This window comes from Sulfurimonas sp. HSL3-2 (assembly GCF_039645965.1).
GTDB lineage: Bacteria > Campylobacterota > Campylobacteria > Campylobacterales > Sulfurimonadaceae > Hydrocurvibacter > Hydrocurvibacter mobilis.
In genome coordinates this window covers 715,978-739,288 of the sequence record NZ_CP147917.1, presented here as the reverse complement: position 1 = coordinate 739,288, position 23,311 = coordinate 715,978, and the positions used below count along the sequence as shown (strand labels likewise).

General features: G+C 40.2%; 11 protein-coding genes, 1 tRNA gene and 3 rRNA genes. 5 read left to right on the top strand and 10 right to left on the bottom strand.

Going from position 1 to position 23,311, the window contains the following annotated elements:
• The first annotated feature begins 10 nt into the window (after positions 1–10).
• The 4 genes from WCX87_RS03755 to WCX87_RS03740 are packed head-to-tail and all read left to right on the top strand — an operon-like array spanning position 11 to position 5,926.
• The gene (locus WCX87_RS03755; protein WP_345980703.1) at positions 11–1,825 is read left to right on the top strand and encodes a TolC family outer membrane protein; all 1,815 of its coding nucleotides are present in this window, start codon (positions 11–13) and stop codon (positions 1,823–1,825) included.
• A 43-nt stretch (positions 1,826–1,868) separates the two neighbouring features.
• The gene (locus WCX87_RS03750; protein WP_345981092.1) at positions 1,869–4,001 is read left to right on the top strand and encodes a type I secretion system permease/ATPase; all 2,133 of its coding nucleotides are present in this window, start codon (positions 1,869–1,871) and stop codon (positions 3,999–4,001) included.
• Positions 3,994–5,322, top strand: a complete 1,329-nt coding sequence (locus tag WCX87_RS03745; protein ID WP_345980702.1) for an HlyD family type I secretion periplasmic adaptor subunit — start codon at positions 3,994–3,996, stop codon at positions 5,320–5,322. Before WCX87_RS03750 ends, WCX87_RS03745 begins: the two co-directional genes overlap by 8 nt.
• Before the next feature lies 1 nt (position 5,323).
• Positions 5,324–5,926: a LuxR C-terminal-related transcriptional regulator gene (locus WCX87_RS03740; protein WP_345980701.1), complete on the top strand. Its 603-nt coding sequence runs from the start codon at positions 5,324–5,326 to the stop codon at positions 5,924–5,926.
• A gap of 20 nt (positions 5,927–5,946) precedes the next feature.
• Here WCX87_RS03740 and WCX87_RS03735 read toward each other — a convergent pair whose 3' ends face one another.
• Positions 5,947–11,349 carry an Ig-like domain-containing protein gene (locus WCX87_RS03735; RefSeq protein ID WP_345980700.1) on the bottom strand — a complete coding sequence of 1,801 codons (5,403 nt, stop codon included), beginning with the start codon at positions 11,347–11,349 and terminating at the stop codon, positions 5,947–5,949.
• A 98-nt stretch (positions 11,350–11,447) separates the two neighbouring features.
• Here WCX87_RS03735 and WCX87_RS03730 point away from each other — a divergent pair, with 98 nt between their 5' ends.
• Positions 11,448–11,867: a GNAT family N-acetyltransferase gene (locus WCX87_RS03730; protein ID WP_345980699.1), complete on the top strand. Its 420-nt coding sequence runs from the start codon at positions 11,448–11,450 to the stop codon at positions 11,865–11,867.
• 100 nt (positions 11,868–11,967) lie between these two features.
• On the opposite strand, the gene rrf is transcribed toward WCX87_RS03730, so the two are convergent.
• From rrf to WCX87_RS03685, 9 genes are all read right to left on the bottom strand, one after another.
• Positions 11,968–12,083 (bottom strand): 5S ribosomal RNA (gene rrf, locus WCX87_RS03725).
• 133 nt (positions 12,084–12,216) lie between these two features.
• Positions 12,217–15,130, bottom strand: a 23S ribosomal RNA gene (locus WCX87_RS03720).
• 209 nt (positions 15,131–15,339) lie between these two features.
• Positions 15,340–15,415 (bottom strand) — tRNA-Ala (locus tag WCX87_RS03715).
• Between the two features lie 121 nt (positions 15,416–15,536).
• Positions 15,537–17,055: ribosomal RNA gene (locus WCX87_RS03710) — 16S ribosomal RNA — on the bottom strand.
• Together the 16S, 23S and 5S rRNA genes with 1 tRNA gene alongside form the textbook arrangement of a ribosomal RNA operon.
• Positions 17,056–17,473: 418 nt before the next feature.
• A complete protein-coding gene (locus WCX87_RS03705; RefSeq protein WP_345980698.1) occupies positions 17,474–18,136 on the bottom strand; it encodes a type II/IV secretion system protein in 663 nt (220 codons plus the stop codon).
• 139 nt (positions 18,137–18,275) lie between these two features.
• Positions 18,276–20,093, bottom strand: a complete 1,818-nt coding sequence (locus WCX87_RS03700) for a citrate/2-methylcitrate synthase (protein ID WP_345980697.1) — start codon at positions 20,091–20,093, stop codon at positions 18,276–18,278.
• A gap of 10 nt (positions 20,094–20,103) precedes the next feature.
• Entirely contained in the window at positions 20,104–21,423 is a 1,320-nt protein-coding gene (locus WCX87_RS03695) for an ATP citrate lyase citrate-binding domain-containing protein (RefSeq protein WP_345980696.1), read from the bottom strand.
• A 98-nt stretch (positions 21,424–21,521) separates the two neighbouring features.
• Positions 21,522–22,706, bottom strand: coding sequence for a hypothetical protein (locus tag WCX87_RS03690; protein WP_345980695.1), 1,185 nt, complete (start codon positions 22,704–22,706; stop codon positions 21,522–21,524).
• Positions 22,703–23,272, bottom strand: coding sequence for an aminodeoxychorismate/anthranilate synthase component II (locus WCX87_RS03685; protein ID WP_345980694.1), 570 nt, complete (start codon positions 23,270–23,272; stop codon positions 22,703–22,705). Before WCX87_RS03685 ends, WCX87_RS03690 begins: the two co-directional genes overlap by 4 nt.
• Between the last annotated feature and the right edge of the window lie 39 nt (positions 23,273–23,311).

Genomic DNA, 23,311 nt, shown 5'->3' with positions numbered 1-23,311 from the left:
GGGTAAATTGATGAAAAGGGTATTGCTGTTATCTGTTCTGGTATCAACTGCGATTTTTGCACAGGATCTCAGGACAACGATTCAAGAGGTCATAAAGACAAATCCGGACATTGTTGAAAAAGCAAAAAACTATAATGCGACAAAAGAGGATGTCTCGATTGCAAAAGCGGGTTATTATCCGAAGTTGAATCTTTCTCTCGGTGTGGGGACTGAGAAAAATGAGAAATCAAGCAGACCGGGACTTGCAGATGTCAATACCAATCTTTCCGTTTATCAAAACTCACTGACCCTTACTCAAAACCTGTTTAACGGTTTTGCGACTACATATCAGGTCAAAGAGCAGGAAGCCAGAACCATCTCTGCAGCTTACAGCTACATCGAAAAAGTAAATTCTGTATCATTTTCTACGGTAAGCTCATATTTAGAGCTTTTAAGGAATAAAGAACTTTTAGAGACTGCAAAAGAGAATGTCGACATTACTGATGAGATCTTTAGAAAAGTACAAAAGCTATATGACGCAGGTCTGACTACTCTTTCAGAGGTCAACAAGATCCAGTCATCATTATCACTCGCTAAATCAAACTATGTCGTCCAGGAAAACAGCCTGATGGATGCAAAATTTACGATGCAGAGATTTCTGGGAAGGTATTTAGATCCGGACGAAATGCAAAAACCTGAGTTAAACGTTGCTCTTCCTGCTTCTATGGAAGATGCAGCACAACGTGCTATACAAAACAATCCTTCGATCCTTGTCGCAAAATACAATGTTGAACTGGCACAGGCTACATATAAAGAGAAAAAAGCACCCTATTACCCTACAGTCGATCTAGAAGTATCACAATCGATGAATAAAAACCTTAGCGGAGTAGAAGGGAACGATGATACTTTTAGAGCTATGGCGTATCTGAAATACAACTTCTTTAACGGTTTTTCTGATGAAGCAAACCTGCAAAAGAGTGTTAGCAAAATACATCAAGAAGTTCAAAGTAAAAACTCTATTCGCAGACAGATCATCCAAAATCTAAACCAAGCTTGGATCTCTTACGAAAAGCTAAAAGATCAGCTTAAAAATCTAAGAGATTATAAGACATATAGTTTAAAAACATTGACTCTCTATTCAAAAGAATACGATCTTGGAAGACGCTCTTTACTTGACCTTCTTTCTGCACAGAATGACTTTATAGGTTCAAAATCGCAGATCATCAATAACGAGTACAATCTTTTACTTGCAAAATATAGAATCCTTGATGCGATGGGACAGCTTGTAGACACGGTGCTTTCAGATAACGATTTAAACTACTACGGTTCAGTCGGATTAAACGGCAAAACACCTAACAACAACGATGGACTTATGGTCTCTTACGATAATGACCATGACTTGATAGTCGATGACAGCGATCTGTGCAGCAACTCTCTTTCAGAAGATATGAAAAATATTTACGGATGTTCTTATACTGATTCGAATGTCTCTGTTATTGAAAGATATACACCGTTTACTTTTGAAAATGATTCTTCGGAATTGACAACTGATGGAGCTGACAAACTAAATGCACTTCTTAAACAGCTTCAGCCTTATGGATTTGACAAAATAAAACTAACTGTTATCGGTAATGTCGACAGCGATGACTTGGCTAAAAAAGAGATCTCTAAACTTGCGCAAAACAGAGCACAGACAGTTTCATCGATCTTTGAAAAAGCCGGAATCGCAAAAGAGAACATCACAGTGCTATCTAAAGCAGACGAAGCTCCTTTAGTAAGTAATGAGACTTCTGACGGAAAACAGATGAACAATAGAGTAGACATTATTGTAAAAAAACTAAAATAGAGGGAATGAATACGTGGCAATAGCATCTTATGAAAATCTAAGAATGGACTCCCTTCTTGATTGTCTAGTATTATTTACCAAACTCTACCACAAGCCCTACTCTGCGGAAGCTCTTACAGCAGGACTTCCCGTAGAGATGGGCAAAGAGGCTCCAGAACTTTTCTCGATCAACAGTTCAAAAGGTCTTTTTTCCCGTGCAGCGGAGAGAGCCGGATTAAAATCATCTCTTATTAAAAGACCTCTGCAACAGATCTCACCTCTTCAGCTTCCTATGATCATACTGTTATCGAATCAGGGTGCCTGTATTCTAGACAGTTTCAGCAAAGACAGAAAAGAAGCTAAGATCATTATGCCTTCAGAGGAAGCGATAGAACAATGGGTGGATATCGAGACATTAGACGATGAGTACATCGGCTATGCCTTTATGATCAAGAAAGCCTTTGAGTACAGCGAAGAAAACTCCAGAACACTTCAACTGACACAAAAACATTGGTTTTGGAGTACAATCAAACTCTCAATTAGCACATATAAAGATGTTATTCTTGCTTCACTGCTTATCAACCTCTTTGTTCTAGCAAGTCCGCTGTTTACCATGAATGTCTATGACAGAGTCGTTCCAAACAATGCGATGGAGACTCTTTGGGTCTTTGCCATAGGAGTCACCATTGCATACGGTATAGATACATTTTTAAAGTTTACGCGTACCTACTTGCTCGAAGTTGCTGCCAAAAAAAGCGATGTGATTATGTCATCGATCGTTTTTGAAAAAGTCATGAACCTGAAAATGGCACATCACCCGGCATCCGTCGGTTCATTTGCAAGTAATATCAGAGACTTTGACGCTATACGAAACTTCTTGACAAATGCGACGATGGCAGCTGTTATTGACCTGCCGTTTACGATTATATTTTTAGCGGTCATCGGTTACATAGGCGGAACTATTGTTTTTATTCCTATTATTACTATGATGATCATTCTAGGTTATGCTTTTTTTATCAAGACACCGCTTCGCAGAAGCATCGAAAGTACGCATGAAGCAAGTGCGAAAAAAAGTGCTATTTTGATCGAGACACTCAATAATATTGAGACGCTAAAAACTTTGGGGACATCAAGCCTTGCACAATGGCAGTGGGAAGAAGCCTCAGGCGAGATTGCAGAAAGAGGATTAAAATCCCGTCTCTTATCAGCTTCCATCCCTACTATCACACAGCTGCTTATCCAGTTAAACACTGTAATGGTAGTGGTCTACGGTGCATATTTGATAAAAGATTTTGAACTCTCTATGGGGGGACTCATCGCTGTGGTTATCCTGACAGGAAGAACACTTGCTCCTATGGGACAAGTCGCAGCACTTATGACAAACTATGAAGATACAAAAACATCATATCAGACGATCAACGATATCATCTCTCAGCCAAGTGAAAGACCTGCCGGTAAAAAGTTTGTGGAGAAACCTGATTTTAACGGTGTCATTGAATTTAAAGAGGTCACTTTTAAATACCCTAATACCGATGTTGAAGTATTAAAAGATATATCTTTTAAGATAAATCCTGGTGAGAATGTCGCTTTTATCGGTAGAATCGGATCAGGAAAAAGTACGATCCAAAAACTTATCCTCGGACTTTATGAGCCCGACAGCGGACAAGTCCTTATTGACGGAATCGATATTAAGCAAATGGATCCGGCAGACCTTCGTAAAAATATCGGTTATGTTTCACAGGATATTATGCTGTTTCGCGGAACACTAAAAGACAATATTACGTATCGTGCGACACATGCAAGTGATGCATCTATGATAAGAGCAGCACAGATCAGTACGACAGCAGAGTTCGTAAAAAAACATCCTAAAGGCTACGAGATGCCTGTAGGAGAAAGAGGTGCCGGGCTTTCAGGCGGACAAAGACAAAGTATCGGTGTTGCACGTGCATTCTTGCTTGATTCACCGATCATGCTTTTAGATGAACCTACCAATGCTATGGATCAGATAACGGAAGCTAAGCTGTTAAGCAATCTGGAAGAAGCACTCAAAGATAAGACATCGATCTTTGTCACACAAAAAATGGCTTTGCTCAAAATAGTAGACAGAGTGATAGTGCTCAATGATGGGAAAATAATAGTAGACGCTCCTAAAGAAGAAGCTTTAAAACAGCTACAAGGAGGAGGTTCTAATGGCTAAGAATGAGTTCAATGCAAAAGACTATGAATTTATGCAGAGCCTTAGTGCTGCAATACTTGAAAGAACACCGTCTAAAGTAAGTACTGTTTTAAAAATATGGCTCGTTACTATCTTTATTGCTATCATATGGGCATCGTTTGCTTCTATTGATGAGATCACCAGAGGAAGCGGTAAAGTCATACCGTACGGACAAAATCAAGTGATTCAGAACCTTGAAGGCGGTATTGTAGAATCGATCATGGTTCATGAAGGAGATGAAGTTAAAAAAGATCAGATCATCTTAAAAATAAACAATTCAAGGTCTATCTCAAACTCTACTTCAAATGAGATCAAACTCCTGTCATTAAAAGCAAAAAAAATGCGTTTACAAGCAGAAGCGAATCTTCTACCGTTTGATCTGCCGCAAACTGATGACGAGATATTTAAAAGACAGCTACAGCTTGAAAAAAGGCTCTATAATTCGGACATGAATGAGTACACTGCAAAAGACAACTCATTATCGGATCAGATCCAGCAGAAAAAACAGGAGTATCAAGAAGCACTTGACAGCATAGACAATATTCAAAGATCTCTTCGATATGTGCAAGAGGAGATCGAGATGACGGCTCCTATGGTAAAAGAGGGAGTCAAATCAAAAGTCGATTTTCTAAAGCTAAAACGCGAAGGAAATGATATCACTCAAAAACTAGATGCTGCCAAATCTTCCCTGCCGAGACTTAAATCAGCAATTAGCGAATATAGAAATAAAAGAATAGAAGCAAAACAAAAATTCGTAAACGATAAAAGAGAAGAGTTAAACAAAGTAACTTCAGACTACGAAAGCTTAAATGCAGAACAAGTCGCTCTTACAGACCAAGTCAATAGAACACTTGTAAGATCACCTGTAAACGGTATAGTTCAAAAGCTTTTTGTAAATACTGTCGGCGGTGTTATCAAACCGGGAGAGGATCTCGTCGAGATAGTCCCTACAAGTGAAAAACTCTACCTCGAGGTTAAAATAAAACCGACAGATATAGCATTTATACGTCCCGGTGCAGAAGCAAAGGTAAAATTCACGGCATATGACTATGCTATTTACGGGGGACTGGTCGGCAAGGTCGTCAATATCAGCCCTGACAGCATCACGGATGAAAAAGACAACACCTATTATCAAATAAAGATAGAGACGGAAAAGAATTATCTCGGAACACCTGAACGTCCACTAAGGATCATTCCGGGTATGGTGGTCGATGTTAATATCGTGACAGGTAAAAAGACTGTTATGGAGTATATTTTAAAACCTATCTTAAAATCCAAGCAATATGTTTTTACAGAGAGATAAGATGCAGACAATACTATTTTTCAGTTATGACTACAATATGCTTCAGGAGTTTGAAAAGAAAGAGGAGATCAACAGTTTTAAAAACTTCGATAATGAAAACAGTTTACTCACCTATCTTCAAGAGTTTCCAAACTCTATAATCGTAGCTGATTATGACACTGTTTCTCATGAAGTCAATAACTGGATCTCTTCTGATTTAACACCTGTAAATCTCATCATTCTTGAGAAAGTACCGACTATTGCTACCGGAAAGTTTTTACTTTCTCACGGTATCAAGGGATATGGAAACTCAAGAATGTTACAAGTACACTACAAACAGATGATCGAGACCGTAAGTGAGTCGAAAGTCTGGACATATCCTGAACTGACAGCATCTTTAGTAGCATTAAACCAAAATATAATAAGTGAAGATGCAAAACCTCTTTTACAAAGACTCTCGGAAAAAGAGCAAGAGGTCATTATGCATATTTTAAACGGTCTTACAAACGCAGCAATAGCAAATAAAATGGGGATATCGACAAGGACTGTAAAAGCACATGTAACTTCTATCTTTCAGAAGCTACATGTAAATGATAGGATCTCTTTAGTTCTGCTACTTAAATAGTAAAAAAAATGTAAACCATATTAACTATGGTCTACATGTATCTGCGTATTTATCTCCAATGTGACTTTACTTCCATCATCACTGACACCTGTTACATCTTGATAAGTAGCTCCCGTTTCCGCATCAGTTTTAAACTCGCCGAGCGTCCAGCTTGTATCAGCAGTTCCATCGCCGTTTGAATCATCACTTAAAGTCACACTGTCTTGGCTGTCACCATCGATTTTTAAACTGTTGTTTTCATCTGTAAGATCAAGTACATCTCCCAGTGAAATAGAAACATTTTGAGTTCCGTTTCCTAAGTCTATTGATTCGATTGTATTCGTATTATTGACTATATTGCCAAGGTCAAGGTTCATATCTCCATCATATATCAATGTATCAAGTCCGCCGACCGTGCTTTGTAATGTCGTCTCACTGCCATTACTGCTTTCAATTGAAGTTACTGATGTTGTAATAGAATCTAAAGAATTACTGTCGATTTGTGTACTACTGACTAATGTAACATTAGCACTTCCGTTATCATCCATATTTAAAGTATAACTTCCATCACTATTTGAAGACAAGCTATTTCCGTCGGCATCGACTAAGTTTGTTCCATCAGGGATATTCGATAATGTGATATTTGATAAAGTCTCGCTACCGTCTGTATCCGTTAATGATGAACTAAAATCCATGTGGTACTCATAACCTGTAACAGTGTCTTCTGTAGTCATATGCGGTTCTGCAGCGACTTCTACAGTTTGTTCTGTCATAATGTACGGAACTCCGCCAGGAATATCATCAGCATTTACCTGTGTACCAGGTGCATCTACAAAAACAGTCTGCGTATATGTTTCACTCTCTTGAACCGTTTGTACATAACCTGTTTGTCCTTCATATGCAACCTCAATATTATGAACATTCACTACTTCATCGGAAGCAGTTGAAGCGACCATAAAATCTAATTGTACTTGTCCATTTTCATCTAAATACACATCATAAGTATATTGATGCGTACCTGTCATCTCATAATCTTCTCCGGCAGCAATACCCGCATTATAGTCGTATGAACTGCTTGTATAATTATGCGTTTCAATCGGTTGACCATTTGCACTTATAGTTAAGATATCATGAGTACTTGTCGCATTTTGATCCCAACTGCTTTTAACATCAAGGTCTACTGTGATCGTAACTTGTCTATTTGCCAATTCGGTACCAAAATCAAATACTTGACTGACTTCATGATCTTCAGGGTTGAATCCGTCTACTATGCTGTTACCGACATTCCCTATATTTTGAAGATCATTCGTTTCACTACCTGTATTAGTAGGTGTCTGAGTCAGTGTTACACTTTGAGTATCACTCCAAACAATTCCTGCTGCAGCCATTGCATCCGTATCCGGGACCAATCCGCCTGCTTCTACGGTAACATCATGAGATTCACCTCTATATGAAATAGTTTCTACCTCAAAACCTGAACCATGGTATTTGCTACTATTATTATGTATCTCTATACTTGCTGCGCCGTCTGGTACATTAAAACCGACCGAACCGTTAGTAGGGTTTTGATTGATCGAACTACCTACCTGATTTCCATCAGCATCCAAGAATAAAATTGTCGCGCTTCCTGAATTAAAATTATTAAAGTTGATCTCTACATTTGATGTAGGTTCTTTAAAATCAAATGTTTCAGTCGAGTTTTTGTCAATTGTTGATCCAGCATCTACATGATCATCACCTGCAACTCTAACAGTCGTTGTTTCAGTTGCAACTTTCATAATTGGATCGACATCCACAACTTTCGAAACTTCTCTTGTAGCTTCTTGTTCTATTTGGATCTTCGCTCCGCTTCCAATTTCAAAGAAATTACCATCCGCATCTACTGTATAACCTTTTTCTCTTAAAGCATCAATATCGACTTGGTTTGTTGCAACCTCTTGTGTTTGAGTCGTATAGTAGTTTCCGTCACGTTCATATATACCGTCTGCTTGATTTGCATCTGTATCGACAACTTCTATCTGACTGATGATCTCTGTTACATTGCTATCAACAGCAACTTCTAAAATCGGTGTACCGGCCGTAGTATCATTTTCTGTAAATACACCGGTAGTCGTATCATATTTTCCGTCTGCAAACTCTATGTTTTCAACATTTCTAAGTTCGTTTACATCGCCTGTTCCGTTACCGTCACTATCTGTTGAACTGTTCTCCGTTACAATCGTATTGCCATTTTCATCAGTTGTTATCGTATAATCAGCCAGATTACCGCTAAATACGACCGTATCGTTACCGCTACCGCCATCGACAACTAATTTGTCATTAAGATCATTATCATTGACTGCAAGTCTGTCATCTCCACTGCCCGACATATCAAAATCATCATAATTATCAGTCTGTGCATCAGCCCAATCATAATGAGCATAATGCGTCGTATCTGTTTGAGCTGTCTCATTGCCTGCTGGATCTGTTTCAGTAACTTTGAAGAACTCATTATCATTTATAGGTGTACCGTCAAGATGACTTATATCTGCATTCCAAGTACCGTTTGCATCGACAGTTGCCGTTGCTACTGCATTATTATTTTCATCATAAAGAGTAATAGTATTACCCGCTTCTGCACCTGTACCGCTTATTGTCACAGAACTTAGATCACCGATATTATCCACGATGTTTGTAATAGCTAAACTACCCATATCACTTGCTTGTGTATCCACTGCTACTGTTGAAGTACCTGTCGTATCTACACTGTTTCCTGCGTCGTCTGTTGATGATACCGTTACATCTACTGTGCCGTCTGCAACTAGGTCTGATGTCGCAACTTCTACTGAATATGTTCCGTCTTCTGCTACTGTTGTTGTATAGTCGTTTCCGTTTACTGTAACTGTTACGCTATCGCCTGCTGATATATCACCGCCTGTCGCTGTTCCTGAAACCGTCTGTGTCGCTTCTCCGTTTTCTTGTGCGTTGATGATATTATCGCCTGCTATTGTATCTACTGTAACTACACCCGCTGTCGCGCTTGTATCTACTGTAACTGCTACTGTTGAAGTACCTGTCGTATCTACACTGTTTCCTGCGTCGTCTGTTGATGATACCGTTACATCTACTGTGCCGTCTGCAACTAGGTCTGATGTCGCAACTTCTACTGAATATGTTCCGTCTTCTGCTACTGTTGTTGTATAGTCGTTTCCGTTTACTGTAACTGTTACGCTATCGCCTGCTGATATATCACCGCCTGTCGCTGTTCCTGAAACCGTCTGTGTCGCTTCTCCGTTTTCTTGTGCGTTGATGATATTATCGCCTGCTATTGTATCTACTGTAACTACACCCGCTGTCGCGCTTGTATCTACTGTAACTGCTACTGTTGAAGTACCTGTCGTATCTACACTGTTTCCTGCGTCGTCTGTTGATGATACCGTTACATCTACTGTGCCGTCTGCAACTAGGTCTGATGTCGCAACTTCTACTGAATATGTTCCGTCTTCTGCTACTGTTGTTGTATAGTCGTTTCCGTTTACTGTAACTGTTACGCTATCGCCTGCTGATATATCACCGCCTGTCGCTGTTCCTGAAACCGTCTGTGTCGCTTCTCCGTTTTCTTGTGCGTTGATGATATTATCGCCTGCTATTGTATCTACTGTAACTACACCCGCTGTCGCGCTTGTATCTACTGTAACTGCTACTGTTGAAGTACCTGTCGTATCTACACTGTTTCCTGCGTCGTCTGTTGATGATACCGTTACATCTACTGTGCCGTCTGCAACTAGGTCTGATGTCGCAACTTCTACTGAATATGTTCCGTCTTCTGCTACTGTTGTTGTATAGTCGTTTCCGTTTACTGTAACTGTTACGCTATCGCCTGCTGATATATCACCGCCTGTCGCTGTTCCTGAAACCGTCTGTGTCGCTTCTCCGTTTTCTTGTGCGTTGATGATATTATCGCCTGCTATTGTATCTACTGTAACTACACCCGCTGTCGCGCTTGTATCTACTGTAACTGCTACTGTTGAAGTACCTGTCGTATCTACACTGTTTCCTGCGTCGTCTGTTGATGATACCGTTACATCTACTGTGCCGTCTGCAACTAGGTCTGATGTCGCAACTTCTACTGAATATGTTCCGTCTTCTGCTACTGTTGTTGTATAGTCGTTTCCGTTTACTGTAACTGTTACGCTATCGCCTGCTGATATATCACCGCCTGTCGCTGTTCCTGAAACCGTCTGTGTCGCTTCTCCGTTTTCTTGTGCGTTGATGATATTATCGCCTGCTATTGTATCTACTGTAACTACACCCGCTGTCGCGCTTGTATCTACTGTAACTGCTACTGTTGAAGTACCTGTCGTATCTACACTGTTTCCTGCGTCGTCTGTTGATGATACCGTTACATCTACTGTGCCGTCTGCAACTAGGTCTGATGTCGCAACTTCTACTGAATATGTTCCGTCTTCTGCTACTGTTGTTGTATAGTCGTTTCCGTTTACTGTAACTGTTACGCTATCGCCTGCTGATATATCACCGCCTGTCGCTGTTCCTGAAACCGTCTGTGTCGCTTCTCCGTTTTCTTGTGCGTTGATGATATTATCGCCTGCTATTGTATCTACTGTAACTACACCCGCTGTCGCGCTTGTATCTACTGTAACGTTTTGAGTTATTTCCGCTGTGTTCCCTGCTGCATCTGTCGCTGTTACTGTTAGATCGTTTGAACCTTCTGGAAGCTCTGTTGTCGTGATCGTATAATTACCGTTCTCATCAGCAACTGTTGAGCCGACTGTATTACCGTTTTCATCTGTAATTACAACTGTCGCGCCTCCCTCTGTAGTTCCTGTGATAGTCGGTGTTGCATCATTTGTGATCGTATCTGCTGTTGATCCTGAATTCGTTTCATCTGATAGGTCTGCATTCAGTGTACTTACACTCACATCTTTTGTAAGTTCATTATATTGTGAAAGTATAAGGCCATTATCAATCTTGTCATTTTGATCAAAAGGAGTTTGTGGAATATGTGCATCTCTTAATGAAGCACTTATATTTAAAAAACTATTATTCATATTATGGAAATCAGCTTTAATGTCGTCAGTTGACTCTACAACTGATGCTCCATCAGCTCCGGCTGCAGTCTCTAAATCATCTATATTTACATCGTTACCGTATTTGTTAATAATATTAGTGATCCCATCACTGTTATTTACCACTTCATCCTGAGAAAACGGCTCAGCAGACAATGATGCATCAAAGAGTTGTTCATTTGAACCAAGCAGTACAACATCAGTACCATCAACCGTTGAAACAATAATACTATCGATAGAAGAGTTTGATTTATCACCAACAACGACTTCGCCTTCAAATATCTCATCACCTTTGGATAAGACTCTAAGTGAACCGTCAGCGCTTTTAGCATAAAATTTCCCATCTAAACTCTCAATTTTTCCGATAACTGCTGCCATACTGAACTCCTGCATAGATAATTAATTACTAGTATAGTAGAATAATAAATAAAATTAAGATATTGTACTTGAGTACATATTACAGATAAAGATTGAAAATGCAAATAAGAGAAATCACCCTGACCGAATTACACGTAGCATATGAAATATTACAACATGAAAAAGGTGATATTAGCTATAAAGAATTTGAAGATCTGATATATGAGATGAGAAAAGAAAATTATAAAATTCTCACTATTATTGAGAAAGATGTACCTATATCATATATAGGAGTAAAAATTGAAACAAGTTTATTCTATAAAAAACACTTACATGTATATGAATTCATAACGATTAAAACTAAAAACACTCTGAAATACAATAATGAGATGTTATCTTATTTAATAGACTATGCAAAAATGAACATGTGCAAAAATATAATTTTTTCAATTGAAAATGACGATCTGGAATTGACTAGATTAATAATAAGAGACGATTATCAAAAAAAAGGATCTTTATATATAAAAGAGATCGTATAAAAGAACGATTGTAAGTATGAAACAATAAAAAACATCTAAGAGATATATTGTTAATTATAAGATTTAAAAGTGATTGAAATATGAAGTAGTAAATCCGATAACTAGGCGGCGACCTACGTTTCCACACCTGAAAGGTGCAGTATTATCAGCGATGGGAGGCTTAGCTTCTGGGTTCGGAATGGGGCCAGGCGTTTCCCTCTCTCTATAGCCACCTAGACAATCGGATATAAAAGCACCTAGATGCGCTTATATCCAATTGCTATGGATTTACAGGGGGTTTAGTATTGTTAAAGTCAACAGGTCGTATTACAACAACAGACCACTCTTACACTAAGTAAGGCAGTGAGCTAAAAAAAAGACGAACGTACTATTAGTACTGGTCAGCTAAACAGATTACTCTGCGTACACATCCAGCCTATCAAGCTTGTAGTCTTCAAGCGTACTTCAGGGAAAGTTCATCTTGGAGTTGGCTTCCCGCTTAGATGCTTTCAGCGGTTATCACATCCGTGCGTAGCTACCCAGCGATGCTCTTGGCAGAACAACTGGTGCACCAGTGGCACGTCCAACCCGGTCCTCTCGTACTAGGGTCAGCTCTCCTCAACTTTCCTACGCCCACGGAAGATAGGGACCGAACTGTCTCACGACGTTCTGAACCCAGCTCGCGTACCGCTTTAAATGGCGAACAGCCATACCCTTGGGACCTGCTCCAGCCCAGGATGCGATGAGCCGACATCGAGGTGCCAAACCTCCCCGTCGATGTGAGCTCTTGGGGGAGATCAGCCTGTTATCCCCGGCGTACCTTTTATCCTTTGAGCGATGGCCCTTCCACACAGAACCACCGGATCACTATGACCGTCTTTCGACTCTGCTCGACGTGTATGTCTCACAGTCAGTCCGGCTTATGCCATTATACTCTACGGTGGATTTCCAACCCACCTGAGCCGAACTTTGTAAGCCTCCGTTACTTTTTAGGAGGCGACCGCCCCAGTCAAACTACCCACCAGACATTGTCCTCGCACGAGATAATCGTACCAAGTTAGCTATCAGAATATTCAAGGGTGGTATCTCAACGATGCCTCCGTAGACACTGGCGTATCTACATCAACGGCTCCCACCTATCCTGCACATGAATATCCCAATAGCAATGTCAAGCTATAGTAAAGGTGCACGGGGTCTTTCCGTCTTTCCGCGGGTAGGAGGAATTTTCACCTCCACTACAATTTCACTGGATCCCTGGTTGAGACAGCTCCCATCTCGTTACGCCATTCATGCAGGTCGGTATTTAACCGACAAGGAATTTCGCTACCTTAGGACCGTTATAGTTACGGCCGCCGTTTACTTGTGCTTCAATTCAATGCTTCGCAGAGCTAACAAATCCTTTTAACATTCAAGCACGGGCAGGCGTCACACCCTATACATCCTCTTACGAGTTAGCAGAGTGCTGTGTTTTTGGTAAACAGTCGGGAGGGACACTTTGCTGCGACCTTTTCTTGCTCCAAGAGTAAATCTCTTCACAATAAAGGCACACCTTATACCGAAGATACGGTGCTAGTTTGCAGAGTTCCTTAACCAGGGTTCTTCCACGCGCCTTAGAATACTCATCTCACCCACCTGTGTCGGTTTACGGTACGGGCAACGGCTGTTCTCGCTTAGAGGCTTTTCTCGGCACGACAGTATCAACGATTCAACTCGCTCTCCGAAGAGATTGAATTGCCTGTAAGATCTCGGAATATTGCAGCACGGATTTGCCTATGCTACTTCCTACGTCCTTCGACCCACTATTCCATCAGTGAGCTCGTTTAACTCTATGCGTCCCCCCATCACTCAAATGAACAACCGTCGGTATCGGAATATTAACCGATTTGCCATCGTCTACCCCTTTCGGACTCGACTTAGGTCCCGACTAACCCTACGATGACGAGCATCGCGTAGGAAACCTTGGGTTTACGGCGAAGGGAATTCTCATCCCTTTTATCGCTACTCATGCCTGCATGCTCACTTCCAAGCGCTCCACCACTCCTTACCGGTATGGCTTCTACGCTGCTTGGAACGCTCTCCTACCACTCATAGTAAACTATGAATCTAGAGCTTCGGTGTACATCTTAGCCCCGTTATATTTTCGGCGCAGAATCGCTAGACCAGTGAGCTGTTACGCTTTCTTTAAAGGATGGCTGCTTCTAAGCCAACCTCCTGGTTGTCACAGCAACTCCACATCCTTTTCCACTCAGATGTAACTTTGGGACCTTAGCTGCTAGTCTGGGTTGTTCCCCTCTTGACGATTGATTTTATCACCCACCGCCTGACTCCCGAGGTTGCACATACAGTATTCGGAGTTTGATAGGGTTTGGTACCGCGGTAGGCAGCCCTAGCCCTGTCAGTGCTCTACCCCTGTATGCTAATGCTCGAGGCTATACCTAAATATATTTCGGAGAGAACCAGCTATCACTGAGTTTGATTGGCCTTTCACCCCTATCCACAAGTCATCCCGAGACTTTTCAACGTCAATGGGTTCGGTCCTCCACTGGCTCTTACACCAGCTTCAACCTGCTCATGGATAGATCACTCAGTTTCGGGTCTGCAGCATCTGACTATGTCGCCCTATTAAGACTCGCTTTCGCTACGGCTTCGCGTTCGCTTAACCTTGCCAGATACCACAACTCGCAGGCTCATTATGCAAAAGGCAGTCCGTCACACTTATATATAATAGTGCTCCGAATGATTGTAAGCCATAGGTTTCAGGTTCTATTTCACTCTGCTCACCGCAGTTCTTTTCACCTTTCCCTCACGGTACTGGTTCACTATCGGTCTGGTAGTAGTATTTAGGATTGGAGGGTGGTCCCCCCTGCTTCAGTCAAGATAACACGTGTCCCGACCTACTCTGGATCCTGCTAGCTTATCGTCGATTTCGATTATGGGGCTATCACCCTCTATGGCCACTCTTTCCAAAGTGCTCATCTATCGACTCAAATGCCGTATGCAGTCCGCAACCCCAAGTGCAAGCACTTGGTTTGTCCTAATCCCATTTCGCTCGCCGCTACTATGGGAATCTCGTTTGATTTCTCTTCCTTTGGGTACTGAGATGTTTCACTTCCCCAAGTTCGCCCCCCGTAGGGTAACATGACTCGCGCCATGCTGGGTTGCCCCATTCGGATATCCCCGGATCAAAGCTCTTTGGCAGCTCCCCGAGGCTTTTCGCAGCCTAATACGTCCTTCATCGCCTCTACCAGCCAAGGCATCCACCTATGGCCCTTAATATCTTTTTTCTAAGTTGATCTATTTCTAGATCGTGCGCTCACTGCCTTACTTAACATAAGACAGTGATCTGTTGTAGTTGTAATTTCAATCCATAGAATCGCTTCTATTTCTTTACTTTAGTTGACTTTAACAATAATAATTTAATGAACTTCTTAGACTTAAAAGTCTAACACTAAACCTACATCTAGGTCTGGTGTTAAACTTCATAATGAAAAGATGGTGGAGAATAGCGGGATCGAACCGCTGACCTACTGCGTGCAAGGCAGTCGCTCTCCCAGCTGAGCTAATTCCCCATCAAGTAATAATATAGCCTGATCACTCAGGACTAAGCAAGTAAACAACTTAATAACTAACATCTCGTGTGAGATTTTCTTTGTATTGCATCTAAGAAACGAATCTTAATGCTTACTCTAGAAAGGAGGTGATCCAACCGCAGGTTCTCCTACGGTTACCTTGTTACGACTTCACCCCAGTCGCTAATTCCACCGTAAGCGGTAGCCCCCCGAAGGTTAGCTTCCCGATTTCGGGTGAAATCAACTCCCATGGTGTGACGGGCGGTGAGTACAAGACCCGGGAACGTATTCACCGTAGCAATGCTGATCTACGATTACTAGTGATTCCAGCTTCATGCTCTCGAGTTGCAGAGAACAATCCGAACTGAGAGACGCTTTAAGAGATTGGCTCCACCTCGCGGTATCGCAACTCTCTGTACGCCCCATTGTAGCACGTGTGTAGCCCTGGCCGTAAGGGCCATGATGACTTGACGTCGTCCTCACCTTCCTCCTCCTTACGAAGGCAGTCTCGTTAGAGTGCTCAGCCGAACTGTTAGCAACTAACGACGAGGGTTGCGCTCGTTGCGGGACTTAACCCAACATCTCACGACACGAGCTGACGACAGCCGTGCAGCACCTGTTTTCAAGTTCCCCGAAAGGCACTTCCGTATCTCTACAGAATTCTATCAATGTCAAGGCCAGGTAAGGTTTTTCGCGTATCTTCGAATTAAACCACATGCTCCACCACTTGTGCGGGTCCCCGTCTATTCCTTTGAGTTTTAATCTTGCGACCGTACTCCCCAGGCGGTTCACTTAATCTGTTAAGTGCATCACCGAGATGACAAGCATCCCGACGACTAGTGAACATCGTTTAGGGCGTGGACTACCAGGGTATCTAATCCTGTTTGCTCCCCACGCTTTCACGCCTTAGCGTCAGTTATGTTCCAGGAGATCGCCTTCGCTTTCGGTATTCCTAGTGATATCTACGGATTTTACCCCTACACCACTAATTCCATCTCCCCCTCCCATACTCTAGGTTACCAGTTTCAAGTGCAGTTCTACAGTTAAGCTGTAGGATTTCACACCTGACTTGGCAACCCGCCTACGCGTCCTTTACGCCCAGTGATTCCGAGTAACGCTTGCACCCTCCGTATTACCGCGGCTGCTGGCACGGAGTTAGCCGGTGCTTATTCATTAGGTACCGTCATTTTCTTCCCTAATAAAAGGAGTTTACACACCGAAATGCGTCATCCTCCACGCGGCGTTGCTGCATCAGGGTTTCCCCCATTGTGCAATATTCCTCACTGCTGCCTCCCGTAGGAGTCTGGTCCGTGTCTCAGTACCAGTGTGGCGGATCATCCTCTCAAACCCGCTACCCGTCATCGCCTTGGTGAGCTCTTACCTCACCAACTAGCTGATAGGATATAGTCTGATCCCAAAGCGAAAAGACATTTCCCGATTAAGCTTGAGCTTAAAAGGTGTATCCAGTATTAATCACCGTTTCCAGTGGCTATCCCGGTCTTTGGGGCACATTAACTATATATTACTCACCCGTGCGCCACTCGTCAGCAAAGAGCAAGCTCTTCCTGTTACCGTTCGACTTGCATGTGTTAAGCACGCCGCCAGCGTTCACTCTGAGCCAGGATCAAACTCTCCATAATTGGTTTGTCTAATCTTTGCCCAAGATTGAAAAATCATTGGCTTCGCCACTATCCGAAGATAATGGTCTTTTATGTATGTATCTAAACATATATATAATATATGAATAGACGGTTGTGTTATTAGTTATTTAAGTAAACTCAAAAACTGCTAACTTTCGTTAGTTATCTTGTCATTTACTTGCTTAGTTTTCAATGATCTCAAACTAGAAAAACTTTCGTCTCTCAAGGCCTAAACTTTAGGTCTCATCGTTTGTGGACGGGAATTATAGGAAAATTTTAATTCAATGTCAAGAGGTTTTCGAAAGAATTTTAGAGAAATTTTTAAATTTGTTGATTTATGTAATTTTTACCCTCTTTTTTCATTAGGTTTTCTTATAAAATGAATATCCTTACTCTCTTCCTGTTGACAAAAATAGTTTTATTGTAAATGTACATATCCTGTTTCAGGCTCAATTCTTATAGTAGCTGTTCCATAAGAACTTGTCATTGTAATATCACATGGGGCACTAACAAGCCCTCTTCCACCTGAAGTATCATATGGAGAAGTATAATTAGTCAACGGACCTTTTAACGGTCTGCCAAGATGGTCAAAAGCTATTCTAGTACCTGTACTGCAACTTGCTGATAGAGAGATAGTATCTATATTGTATTTGGTACCTAAGTTGAGCTCTTTTGTTCCAACAAAGGTCGACATATTACGAATATCCAATTGTGCATATCCTGTAACACCCCCTGTAAGATACTTCGTCTTATCTATCGGATTTAGTGCGATCTCATTTGGATCAAGATTACCGTTTGCATTTTTATCACTAAATATTGAGTATGACGGTCTATTATTAGCAAAATTATCACCAGTAGAAAAAACTATCTGCCATCTTTTTTTGTACCATGACCCATCTGTTGCATCAAACTTATCATCCATCAATGCTAAGTGCTGTGTATATCTTATATGCGAAATTAATTGATTAGCCGCTTCTGAAAGCTTATTCTGTCCAAACCTTGGGATAAACACGGCAGAAAGTATACCTATCGCTACAATAACAAAGACAAGTTCTAACATAGTAAAAGCTGGTTTTTTCATTTTTTTTCTTTAAGAATAAAATTATTATTCTTCCATTGTAACGAAAAAGTCATATAAAGTAAATTAGAAAAATAAAATAAATATATGAAAGGGAGAGAAAAGAAGTGGTTTACATGTAAGGAGTGAAAAACAAAAGAGCTTACAGCTCTTCTGCTTTTTCAACGTTATAAAGAATATCATCCATTGGATGGCGATACATCGGCATACCAAGACGTTTTTCGTCAAGAACGTGACCAATGAAACCGATCGAACGACCAACAACGAAGAATGCATTTAATGCACCTGCATCGATGAAACCGTCGATCTCGTCTTCTGCATAACCAAGTGCACGCCACATATCTACCATCAAGATACCGATTGTACCGTCAACGTTTAAGATAAGATTGTCTTTTTTACTTGTAGTAAGTTTTTCTACTTCAAGTGCAAAGTCAAGTAACGGAGTTGCCGGGAAGTTCTCAGCAGCAAATTTTTTCAGTCCACTTACACGAAGATCCGGGTTACGAACAGATTTGATACGGTGACCGATACCAGAAATAGTTTTACCTTCAGCTTTCATATAATTGATAAACTCAGCCGGGCTCATACCGTTATCGTTTGCATATTTGAAATAACGTGCAGCATCATCGATCGCTCCACCAAAACGTGGACCAATTGTTAAAAGACCAGTAACAAGTGAAGATATTACATCTTTACCAGCACGAGCTGTAACTTTTGCATTGTGTGCACCAGAAACCGCTGGACCGTGATCTGCAACAGTTTTGATAACAGTCTCGATATACTCAGTAGCCCATTTTGGATAACGTTTTTTGAACCATAGAAGTGAAATAACATCACCGATACCAAATCCTGTGTCAGGAGTTGCAACTGAAGATATAGGATACCCTGCATATGTTGCTTCATCACCACGATCATCAGAAATCGTACAAATAAACTCTTTTGCACGACGTACTTTTGGAACCACTTTTAGTTCAGGTTCAGCTATATCTGTGATGATACCGTCAGCTTTTAATTTTGTATAAACTTCTTTGATCTTGTTTGGTAGATCATTGAATGACTCTGGAACATATATCCCAGCTTCTGCCATCGCTTTGTTTTTAGCAGCTGCTGTTTCTGCGTCAGCATTTGCACTTGCACCTGCGTGACCGAATTGAACACCTGAACTAAAGTGTTTTGCAATAGTACCGATACACCATGCGATGATAGGTTTTTTAATTTGACCGTTTTTAACAGCTTCGATCACTTTATATTCTTCAGTACCGCCTACTTCACCAAGTAGGATCATATATTTTACTTCCGGATTACTTTCCATACGTAAAAGATTGTCGATAAATACTGAACCAACGAAACGGTCACCACCGATCGCAACACCTTCTGCAATACCGTCAGCGTTGATAGCGATGATGTTAGAAAGTTCGTTAAACAGACCACCTGAACGAGTTACAAGACCACAAGAACCTGCACGGTGAAGTTTAGAATTAACTATGTTCTCAATAGTTCCACCAACGTTTGCAATTTTAAATGCACCCGGAGCGATACCACCGACAGTTGCAGGTCCGATTACTGTAACACCAGCATCACGAGCTGATTGATTCATCTTTCTTGCAAGTCTTTCTGGGATACCTTCTGCAGTAACCATAACAGTTTTAAACTGACCTTTGATTGCTATTGCTTCCATTGTCACATCATACGCTGTTCTGAATGATGCAAAGTTAAGAAGTACATCAGCTTTTGGGAAAGCTTGTGCCGCCTCAGTAGTTGAGCGGAAAACCGGAACCATTATCTCATCCGGTCCATAGAAAAACTTCTCAAATTTGTTATTTGATGTTGGAGCTACGATAGCTGCAACAGATGGCTTTTCACGAGAAATAGTATAGTCATAATCAAGCATACGCTGAATTGCGCTTTTGTTGTTATTCCAAAAAATTGCTTGTGTATCTTTAGTAAATAATGCACCCATTAATATCTCCTTACTTCTCTAAAGCCATACGAACGATGTCAGTAACATGTGTTTCTGGTCCGTAAACTTCTATGTACAGACCTAGACGATCTGCTGCTTCTTTAATATCTTTAAGACCTTTTTCATAGTTAGGCCCACCACGACGTACATAAATTTGTACGTTATGTTCTTTCATTTTTGCAACATTTTCTTCAAATGACTGGATGATACCAGTAAATGTTTTTGCAACGTCAGTAAAGTTAGCGATAGCTCCACCGATAATAAGGATCTTATTACGTCCTTTAGCATCTTTGTGACGTGTCATAAGATCTATCAAAGTGTCTGCATAGAACTTTGTTTCACCAGTAGTCGGTCCACCCGAGTACTCACCGTAGTTAGCAAGTTCTTTTACATCACCGCTTAAATCTGCAATAGTATCAGCATAAACAACTGAAGCACCACCACCCGCGACCATTGTCCAGATACGGCCAAGTGGATTAAGGATAGTAAGTTTAAGTGAAGCACCTGATTTTGAATCTGCTTCTGCAATAGCTTTCTCTTCAGGAGACTGATCTTCCATACCAAACGCTGTCGGATATTCGATATCACCCCAAGAATCAGCCATCATAAAACCTGCAGTGTCATCTAAACGTGCAACAAGGTCTAAGATCGCCATTTCGTTGTTATCTAGCATAACGATCGGATTGATCTCTAAATATGCAAAGTTCATATCACGATAAAATTTAAAGAATTGAATTGCAAATGATATGAATGATTCTTTATCTTTTGCTTGAATATCAGAAGGAATATTTGCTTTAATAGCGTGTTCCATATCTGCATCATTCATATTAATTGGAATAGCTACTTCATTAACTTTCTCATCCCAACCTTCTTCTACTTCCATACCGCCTTCTGCAGACATATAAAGTACATCATCTTCACCGACAGTTGTCGCAGAGATATAGTATTCTTGTTCTTGAGAGTGCGGAGTAAATGGCTCAACTATAAAATGAGTTAACTGCCCATGTTGACCAGATAATAGTGTAGTCGTATGAGACATTTTTTCATCTATCCAAGCAGCGGCATCAGCTAATGTCACATCACCTGGTTTATTTGTTTTAAATAGAACAAGATCATTTTTACCACGCTTACCAAACAGCATGTCCGGTTTTGCTACAAGAGGTTCTTGTTTCAACCATTCAAAACCATGCTCCTCAGCTTTTGCTTTTAATTCAGCACCACTTGTTACCAATACAGATTTAAATCCATAATGGAACCCGCTGAAATACTTTTCCCAGTGTTTAGAGAAAATTGCTTTACCGTCGTATTCACGAATCGCTCTTTGAGCCATTGCAACTCCTTACTTTTAGTTGAATATTTGGGGATGATTGTAGCACAAATTATCTTTTTGATATCTTGTATTTATAATTCTTAGGGGTATTTATGTCTCTATTTGTTTATTTTAGTAACATAACTTCTATAGACTTTATGACCTTTGTAACTTATAGTAACAAGTTTTGACTCTTTACGCTTACTTGAGGTGAGAGTCGAGTCTTTACAAAAGTCAATTCCATAAAACTTTAATCTTAATTGTAATTTTTTATTGTTTGCATTCACACAAGTGATATTTTTTTCTTTTAATTTGCTTGCCAGATCTTTTGCAATGTGCATATCATATGCAAAATGTTCTTTTGGATTATCCAAAATAATATATATATATTTATTGAAAAGTACTACTGTTGCGTTTAACAATAAGAATAAAAATGAAATTATAAATATTGTCTTATAGGTTCCTCTAAATTGTTTCAATCTTACTCTATATGAGTGATAGAATGTTTGTGCCGCTATCGGCAGTGCCACTAATATGTATGGAGCAAAATCCTCTAGATGTAACCGTTGTCTAAACGATAATAACAATGATATTAAAAGAGCTGTTGATGAGATATACCAAAGTATATCTTCTCTTGATGTCACATACCTTCTATATAAGATATAAAATACATATACGAAAACTATGGGAGTAAAGATGGCAGCATAAATAGCTAAGGTATCTAAAAAGTGTCCTTTGGGAAGGCCCGTAGTATCAAATCCATTTACATATAATGAAGATGAAAAAAGAATAATATTAAACAAAGCAAACTTATAGTCTTTCTCTTTTATTGAATAAAAAGTAAGTCCTAAATATAAAAATATAATACTCGGGCTTACAAACCAGATCGGTATAAGCAGCAGGTACTTAAAGTATGGGTTTATACTATATAGATTTAAATATAAGAAAAGTGAGAAAATAACTAAGCCGGCACTGTTAACTACAATGGAAGAACTCAGTACTCCTGGAAGCAGTATAAATACTACTACTAACCATATCCTGTCTCTGTCGTACTTAAGATATCTCTTCGAGAGATGAAAAAGCAATAAGGCACTCGAAATATGCAGGATGATCATCGGCAGTCTAAGAGCTAAGTCATTTTGCCCAAAAATATAAAAAGAAAAATTTTCTATATATTTTAAAACAGAAAAACCACCATTTAAGAGACTGACTTCACTATATCCTATTGATAACTGAGAAGTTTCATACAATAAAAAAAGGACATCTAACCCTATTATTAGGAATAAGATGAAATATTTTTTCATAATTTTAAAAAATTTCCTATGATCTCATAACCAAATTCACTCATAATCGATTCCGGATGAAATTGCACACCGTAAATCGGCTTATCTTTTATCTGCAATGCCATTATCTCATGATCATCTATACTATACGCAGTCGGTTTGATATCTTCAGGAAGGTTTTCTTTTTCAACGATCAGTGAATGGTATCTAGTCGCACGAAACTGCTGAGGAACTTTTTTAAAAATATCACACTCAATTGATTGTTCCATTATCGATGTCTTACCGTGCATCATGTTTTTTGCACGTACTACTTTCCCGCCATATACTTGAGCAATACTTTGGTGACCTAAACAGATGCCAAGAATCGGGAGTTTATCTTTAAAATAATCAATAACTTCCAAAGTCACACCCGCATCATCAGGCGTTGCAGGACCGGGGGAGATGACAATCTTTTCAGGTCTTAAAGCAATAATCTCTTCCAAAGTAAGTTCATCATTACGTATAACCTTCAGATCTGCACCAAGTTCCAGACAATACTGAACTATGTTATAAGTAAAACTATCATAATTATCGATCATTAAAATCATAAAATATCTCTTTATTTCAAATGCTATAATATCGCAATT

What these genes read in the sequence shown, in the direction of transcription:
- WCX87_RS03695 (WP_345980696.1), bottom strand. Translation starts at nt 21,423, where the DNA reads ATGGCTCAAAGAGCGATTCGTGAATACGACGGTAAAGCAATTTTCTCT.
- WCX87_RS03750 (WP_345981092.1), top strand. Translation starts at nt 1,869, where the DNA reads ATGGACTCCCTTCTTGATTGTCTAGTATTATTTACCAAACTCTACCAC.
- WCX87_RS03745 (WP_345980702.1), top strand. Translation starts at nt 3,994, where the DNA reads ATGGCTAAGAATGAGTTCAATGCAAAAGACTATGAATTTATGCAGAGC.
- WCX87_RS03730 (WP_345980699.1), top strand. Translation starts at nt 11,448, where the DNA reads ATGCAAATAAGAGAAATCACCCTGACCGAATTACACGTAGCATATGAA.
- WCX87_RS03740 (WP_345980701.1), top strand. Translation starts at nt 5,324, where the DNA reads ATGCAGACAATACTATTTTTCAGTTATGACTACAATATGCTTCAGGAG.
- WCX87_RS03700 (WP_345980697.1), bottom strand. Translation starts at nt 20,093, where the DNA reads ATGGGTGCATTATTTACTAAAGATACACAAGCAATTTTTTGGAATAAC.
- WCX87_RS03690 (WP_345980695.1), bottom strand. Translation starts at nt 22,706, where the DNA reads ATGAAAAAATATTTCATCTTATTCCTAATAATAGGGTTAGATGTCCTT.
- WCX87_RS03685 (WP_345980694.1), bottom strand. Translation starts at nt 23,272, where the DNA reads ATGATTTTAATGATCGATAATTATGATAGTTTTACTTATAACATAGTT.
- WCX87_RS03705 (WP_345980698.1), bottom strand. Translation starts at nt 18,136, where the DNA reads ATGAAAAAACCAGCTTTTACTATGTTAGAACTTGTCTTTGTTATTGTA.
- WCX87_RS03735 (WP_345980700.1), bottom strand. Translation starts at nt 11,349, where the DNA reads ATGGCAGCAGTTATCGGAAAAATTGAGAGTTTAGATGGGAAATTTTAT.
- WCX87_RS03755 (WP_345980703.1), top strand. Translation starts at nt 11, where the DNA reads ATGAAAAGGGTATTGCTGTTATCTGTTCTGGTATCAACTGCGATTTTT.